The sequence below is a fragment of the Prosthecobacter sp. genome (genome assembly GCF_044378005.1).
GTDB lineage: Bacteria > Verrucomicrobiota > Verrucomicrobiia > Verrucomicrobiales > Verrucomicrobiaceae > Prosthecobacter.
The window spans coordinates 49775-56586 of record NZ_JBILYB010000022.1 but is presented as its reverse complement, the minus strand read 5'-3'; the positions used below and the strand labels follow the sequence as shown (position 1 = coordinate 56586).

Sequence of the window (6812 nt, the reverse complement as noted above, 5' to 3'; positions counted from 1 at the left end):
TTTTTGGTAAAGATGCGCTGGTAGAGGGACACGGTGGCGGGATCCAGCGGGGCGACGATCTCGGCGCGCTCGGCTTCGACTTCAGCGAGGCGGTTCTTCACGCCTTCGGCACGCTCGACGAGCTGCTTGAGTTCTTCATTCACGCGGCCCTGGGTGATGCCGAGTTTGCCCTGAGCTTCTTTGAGCACGGCTTTGGCGGCTTCGAGTTCCTCCATGAAGCCGATCTCCTTGTCCTCCAGGTTATGGACGTCGGTCTCGTAACGTTTGATCTCGACGCCGAGGGCTTGGAACTCGTCGTTCTTGCGGGTCTCGAACTGCTGGTCGTTGAGGCGCTTGATGGTGTTTTGCCGCGTCTGGATGTCCAGCTCCACACCTTTGATCTTCACCTCGACCTCTTTTGCCTTCAACGATGCGGCCTCGACGGCAGCGGTGTCACCGGCGAGCTGGGCTTTGGCGGCGGCCTCATGCTTGGGCACGTCCTTGAGGTCTTTTTTCAGGGCGCTGATGCGCTGGTCACGTTCTTGGAGCTGGAGGAGTTTCGGGATCTCGGGGTGCATGTGCGTGCATGATGGCGCAGGGCGGGGTGAAAAGGCAATTTCTCTTTCTGGATTGCTGCGCGAGTGGAGGACGCCCTACCGCGCCCAACTCCAGGCCAGCGCCGCTACGCAGGCGAGGATCAATGCGATGCTGGTCCAACCAGCGATGCGTGCCCATGGGCCCTGCCGGGCAGCACCCATGATCGCGGAATTGCTGGCGAGCAGTTGCAATGCGATGACGTGCAAAGGCAGGATCATGGCATTCACCACCTGGCTGGTGTAGATCAGGGGGATGAGCGGCAGATCAGGCAGTGAGACCACGCTGACGCAGGCGATGGTCAGGCCGATGAAGGCGGCGTAGAACCACTGGAAGTGATGGGAGTCGAGGTCGAGCGAGGCCGGCTCACCGACGCCTTCGGCAATGGAGTAGGCGGTGGCAATCGGCACGATGGCTGCCGCGAGCAGCGAGGCCCCCAGGAGTCCGGCCCCGAAGATCACGGTCGCAAACCGGCCCGCCAGAGGCTGCAACGCCTTGGCGGCATCCCCAGCATCGGCGATGTGGACGCCTGCTTTGTTCAGCGTGGCGGCACAGGCCACAGCGATGGCCAGGCCGATCACTCCCGTCAGCACGGAACCGATGACCACATCCACCCGCGCCCAGCGCAGGGTTTGGAGGGAGATTTTTTTATCCACTGCATAGGACTGGATGAAAGCCAGCCCCCACGGAGCGAGCGTGGTGCCGAGTGCCGCAGCGATGGCGACCCAACCTGCGGCGCTCGTCGGCAAATGCGGGATCAGCGAGTGCTGCCACACGGCGCTCCAGTCCGGCGCGGCCAGAAAGCCATCCACAATGTACAGTGCGAGCGTGGCCGAGATGACCAGGAGCACACGCTCCACGCGATGAAATGAACCCAGCACGACCACTAGAGAAATGAGCAGACCCGCCACTGGGGCGCTGACCCAGGAGGGGATGCCCACGAGACCGCCCGCCGCCGAGATGCCGGCATACTCGGCGCAGATGGTTCCGAAGTTGGCGAACAGCAGAGCACCGACGGCAAAGTAACCCGCGCCCTTGCCCCACTTCTCGCGGATCAGGCCGACGAAGCCCTTCCCCGTAGCAGCGCCCAGACGCACGGCCATCAAATGAAACTGCACGAGCAGCACCGTCGAAGCCGGGATGATCCACAGCAGACGATAACCAAAGTCAGCACCCAGGACCGAATAGGTCGTGATGCCCGCTGGGTCATCGTCGGAGAGACCCGCGAGCAGCCCCGGTCCGAGCACGGCCAGAAACGCCACCCAGGCATTACGGCCCGATTTCAGCATCTGGGCAAAACGCAGGCCGATGCCGCGCTGATGGTGCGCCACGGCATGAGGCGGAGCACCTTTTTTCCGGCGTCGCTTTGAGGCGGCTTTGTGCGCAGCTCTATGCATGAGGATGGGTCCTCAAGAAGCTGGAGGTGAGTGCTGTTTGATGCCGCTTCATCGTGAAAGTCATCGGCTTCAGAGATACTGCAGTTACCTCCGCGACTTGCCCTTGGCCTTGCCGCTGGTGCTCATCTTGGATTTCGGATCTTTGCCACGGACGCTCATGCGGAAGGGCACGCCGGGGGCGGGCCATTCCGTGCGGATGACGGTTTCGAGGAAGCGCATGTAGCCTTCCGTCATCTTTGCGGCGCGATTGGCAAAGAGGATGAAGTGCGGCACGGGCACCTGATCTCCCTCATGCGTGTCGGCGAGTTGGGTGACGTAGAGCAGTTTGAAAGTGTGCGGGCTGCGTCCGAGCGGGCCGGGGGTGTCTTCGATGGCCTTGTGCATGAGGCGGTTCAGCACGCCGGTGCCGATGCGGGTCTGCGCGCCTTTACGGACGGCTTCGATCTGCACGAAGAGCTTGCCGATGTTGTCTTTGTCCTTCGCCGAGGTGGCGACGAGCGGGGCGTAATGGAGGAAGAAGAACTCGTGGCTCATGGTGTCCTTCAACTCTTCCAGGCGGTCCTTCTGCTGTGCGGTGGGATGATAGAGGTCGAACTTGTTCATCACGAGGATGCAGGGCTTGCGCTCCTCAAGAATCATCTGGGCGATCTTGCGGTCCTGCATCTTCGCGCCTTCGGCACAATCAATGACGAGGAGACAGATGTCGGCGCGCTTGATGGCCTGGTAGCTGCGCTGGATGGAGAAGATCTCGACATGGTCTTCCACCTTGGACTGACGGCGGATGCCGGCGGTGTCGATGAGCTGGTAGCGCTTGCCGTTGTAAGTGCAGAGGATGTCCAGGCTGTCGCGAGTAGTGCCGGGCACCTCGCTGACGATGGCGCGCTCCTGGCCGAGCACGGCATTGACGAGGGAGGACTTGCCCGCGTTGGGCCGCCCGACGATGGCGATCTTCAGCGGACGGGCGGCGTGCTTCGCATCGCTCTCTTCGTCGGTGAGTTCCACCTGCTCTTTGAGTTCCAGACGCTCGGAGATGATGTCCACGAGGTTGTCGATACCATAGCCGTGCACGGCGCTGACTTCGGCCATTTCATTGAAGCCGAGTTTGGAAAACTCGCTGGAGCTGAGGCGGCGCTTCTCGGAGTCCGCTTTGTTGCAGACGAGGACGACGTGCTTCTTTGTGCGGCGGAGCATGTTTGCCAAAGTCAGGTCGATAGGAGTGATGCCCTCCACCACATCCACGACGAAGAGCAGCAGGTCCGCGACATCGAGCGCGATGCTGGCCTCCACCTGCACCTGCGCGGTGAGCACGTCCTCGGTGTTGGCACCGATGCCGCCCGTGTCCATGATCTGGAAGACCTGCACGCCGCGTCGGCACTCGGCGGTGATGCGGTCACGAGTCACCCCGGCCAGATCGTGGACGATGGAGATGTTCATGCCTGCGAGGCGATTAAAGAGAGCGGACTTGCCCACATTCGGGCGGCCTACGATGGCGACGGTTTTCATTTTCGGACTTCGGAACGAGTTTGGTTGGCCTGCACTTCGATGGCTGCGGGCGAAAGTCAACCGCTGGAGCCGCAGGCGCGGGGCGATCCGCCCCTCCCGACGGAGGAAAATGCATCACGGGTGAAATTACTCTTGTCCGCAGCCCGGCTTGTACGCAGACTGGATTTCCCTCCAACCACCGTGGTTATGAAAGTGCCCCATCCTCATCGTATCGTCGTCGCCCTGCTGCTCAGCCTGCCCCTGTTTGCCACCGCAGAGATGCGCAAGTGGACGAGCAAAGCCGGAACCTCCCTCGAAGCCGAAATGACCGGCGTGGACATCACCGCACGCACCGTCACTTTAAAGAAAGCCGATGGCTCGGCCATCACGATCCCCATTGATGCTCTGGGAGATGCCGACAAAGCCTACGCCGCCGCCGAGTGGAAGAAGATGCAGTCCATGCCCGCCGCCACGCCTCCGGCTGCCCCTGCACCCGCTCCCACCACACCACCCGCCCCCGGCGCACCTGCGGCCCCTGCCGCCAAGCCCGCCGCAGCTCCTGCTGTCAGCGCCAAGCCTGCCCCTCCGCGCCCGGCTCTCACCATCATCCCCGCCAAGAGTTTCAAAGCTCCCAACAGTGCTGACTACATCAGCAAGGTGCTCAAGGTCCGCCCCCGCCTCATCCACGCCCAGCCCGGCTGGACCTACCTGAAGGGCCTCATCGCCACCGATCCCTTGTTTGCCAAGATGGTGGCGAACCTCAAAGCGGGTGGCGAGAAATTGCTCGAAGCCCCCGAACTCACCCGCGTCTTCGGTGAAGTGCAGGGCACCAACACACCCGGCTCCCAGGCTCTCTTCCGCATGGCCACCCTTGGCACCCTGCACTTCCTCGATGGTGACCCGCGCTGGAAAGAGCGCGGCGTGCGCGAGATGATCGCCATCACCGACCCCGCCACTTTCCAAAACTGGTATGTCGATGAACCCGCCGTCACCTCCGACTTCCTCATCGCCGCCTGCCTTGGATATGATTACTTCAAGGATGGTTTTACAGAGAAGCAGCTCATCGACGTGAAGACCTACATCCTCGAAAAGGGCATCGGTGCCCTGGCCGCGCACATCAAAGGCGAGCCCGTCCCAGTCAGCGCACGAGGTAAAGCCGCCGGCATCGAAGATGCCCCCAAAGCCAAGGCTCCCGCCAAAGCCGCCCCCAAGAAGGCCGAAGATGAAGATCCCGACTCCGAACACATGACCATGGCCTCCGCCCTCCTCATGGCCGCCATCTGCTTCTCCGACGACGATGCAGGTGCCGCCCGTCAAGCCGTGGATGGTGCCGCGAAGGTCTTTGGCAAAGGCATGACCCGTTTCGCTCCCGCTGGCATTTGGCCCGAGGGCTTAGAGGCGGGCGATACCGTCCTCGACTACGCCGCCATGCTCCTCCAGACCTTGAAGGCCAACACGGGCGGCGACTTTGGCTTTAGCATGATCGAGGGCCTGCCCCAGGCTGGTCTGGCCCGCGTGCATCTCGTCGGCCCCTTCGGCAGCCTCTTCAATTACGGAGACAGCGACAGCACCAGCCTGCCCCGCTCCTGGGTGACCACCTGGCTCGCCAGCCAGCACGGGAACTTCGGCAGCAAAGCCCTCACCGCAGGAGCCGCCCCCGCTGCAACCTCCTCCAACCTGAGCCTCACCGGTCACATCCTCTATTATAACCCACATGCCGCTGGCGATGGTGCTACGGAATCCCTCGACTACGGCTTCGCCGGAGGTCAGATCGCCGCCCTGAGGTCCGCCTGGGACAGAGCCGCTTACTATGTCGCCCTCAAAGGCGGCGACAACAGCATCCCCACCTCTCAGCTCGACCTCGGCACTTTCATCCTCGAAGTCGCCGGCAAACGCTGGGGAGTCGAACTCGGCGCAGAAAGTGATCGTGCCGCCGGCTTCGAACCCAAAGCCGCCGACCGCACCAAGCGCTACCAGCTCTACCTCGAAGGCACCCCCGGCCAGAACACCCTCGAAATCGGCCAGGAAGAGGAAGCTCCAGCCGCCAAGAAAGGCGCACCACCGCCAAAGCCCATCATCAGCACCAACCAGAGTCTGGATGGCAAATCATCCCTCCTCTTGGTCAAGAGCAGCCCCGAAGTCGGCATGGCTGCCCTCGACCTCCAGGACGCCTACTCCAAGTCCGCCAAAGAAGCCACACGCGGAGCCATGGTGGTGCGCGGTGCCAAGAGCTATGTCGTCATCCAGGATGATCTCATCATCAAGAACTCCACCAACGTCACCTGGAAGATGCACACCCGCGCCGAAGTCGCCGTGGATGGCACGAGCGCCACACTGACAGATGCAGGCCAGAAGCTCCATGCCGTCATCCTCTCCCCTCCCGGAGCCACTTTCATCACCGAAGCCGCCCCGGAGCCACCGAGTGAGCAAATGAAAAAACTCACCAACATTCGCGTGCTCAAAGTCGCCCTCGCTGAAACCAAAGGCCCGCAAACCATCAGCATCGCCTTCGCCCTGAATGAGCCTCCGCCAGCCCATCCCGTCAAGCCGATCTCCGAGTGGCCTGGGAAGAAGTAAGGCGTGCCGCAAGGCACCCTATCACTGGGGCGTTATGCTGGCATGTCCCGCCTCGCATTCGCCCTCGTCCTCCTCACCGCGCCTCTCTTTGCCGATACCCAGGAGCCTGCCTCCTACACGGGTGATTTCGTCATCAAGGCCAGCTACCGCTACCTGCTCAGCAAGCCCGAAGGCTACGAGGCCGATCCAGCGAAGAAGTGGCCACTGATCCTCTTCCTCCACGGCAGTGGCGAGCGCGGCACCGACCTCGAAGTGCTGAAAAAGCATGGCCCGCCCAAGCTCATCGCCGCCGGGCAGAAGTTCCCCGCCGTCATTGCCAGTCTCCAGTGTGAGCCGAACCAACTCTGGAACCCGCACGGTGTCAAAGCCCTCACTGATCACCTCATCAAGACCGAGCGCATCGACACCTCCCGCGTCTATCTCACCGGCCTTAGCATGGGTGGCTTTGGCACCTGGGAGACCGCCTTCGAGTATCCTGAAACCTACGCCGCCATCGCCCCCATCTGCGGCGGTGCAGGTGTCCGCTGGGTCACAGCATCACGCCTCAAGCACCTCCCCGCCTGGATCTTCCATGGCGACAAAGACGGCGCCGTCCCCGTCGAGAACAGTCACAAGATCCACGACGCCCTCCAGAAGATCGGCGCGCCCGTGAAGCTCACCATCTACCCCGGTGTCGGCCACGACTCCTGGACCCAGACCTACGACAACCCCGAGTTCTGGAATTGGCTCTTCGCGCAGAAGAAGGCCTCCTGAGATTGCCTCTTTCGGTAGCACGATTTTTAA

General features: G+C 62.3%; 5 protein-coding genes. 2 read left to right on the top strand and 3 right to left on the bottom strand.

All coding sequences use genetic code 11. The features are described from left to right. The 3 genes from AC6FTP_RS07000 to der all read right to left on the bottom strand — a co-directional run. Positions 1-557, bottom strand: a 557-nt coding sequence (locus AC6FTP_RS07000) for a zinc ribbon domain-containing protein (protein WP_497206192.1), incomplete at its 3' end; no start/stop codon positions are given. 75 nt (positions 558-632) lie between these two features. Then, complete coding sequence (locus AC6FTP_RS06995) at positions 633-1970, bottom strand: NRAMP family divalent metal transporter (RefSeq protein ID WP_497206191.1); 1338 nt, start codon at positions 1968-1970, stop codon at positions 633-635. Between the two features lie 84 nt (positions 1971-2054). Next, the gene (gene der, locus AC6FTP_RS06990; protein ID WP_497206190.1) at positions 2055-3473 is read right to left on the bottom strand and encodes a ribosome biogenesis GTPase Der; all 1419 of its coding nucleotides are present in this window, start codon (positions 3471-3473) and stop codon (positions 2055-2057) included. 186 nt (positions 3474-3659) lie between these two features. Between der and AC6FTP_RS06985 the strand changes: the two genes are divergently transcribed. Together AC6FTP_RS06985 and AC6FTP_RS06980 are read left to right on the top strand one after the other, a co-directional pair. After that, positions 3660-6029, top strand: coding sequence for a hypothetical protein (locus tag AC6FTP_RS06985; protein WP_497206189.1), 2370 nt, complete (start codon positions 3660-3662; stop codon positions 6027-6029). A gap of 42 nt (positions 6030-6071) precedes the next feature. Then, on the top strand, positions 6072-6782 hold the full coding sequence (locus tag AC6FTP_RS06980; RefSeq protein WP_497206188.1) for a carboxylesterase family protein: 711 nt from the start codon (positions 6072-6074) through the stop codon (positions 6780-6782). Positions 6783-6812 lie beyond the last annotated feature (30 nt).

Bases quoted from the DNA above. Each gene is read 5' to 3' on its own strand.
- AC6FTP_RS06985 (WP_497206189.1), top strand. From the start codon at position 3,660: ATGAAAGTGCCCCATCCTCATCGTATCGTCGTCGCCCTGCTGCTCAGC.
- der (WP_497206190.1), bottom strand. From the start codon at position 3,473: ATGAAAACCGTCGCCATCGTAGGCCGCCCGAATGTGGGCAAGTCCGCT.
- AC6FTP_RS06980 (WP_497206188.1), top strand. From the start codon at position 6,072: ATGTCCCGCCTCGCATTCGCCCTCGTCCTCCTCACCGCGCCTCTCTTT.
- AC6FTP_RS06995 (WP_497206191.1), bottom strand. From the start codon at position 1,970: ATGCATAGAGCTGCGCACAAAGCCGCCTCAAAGCGACGCCGGAAAAAA.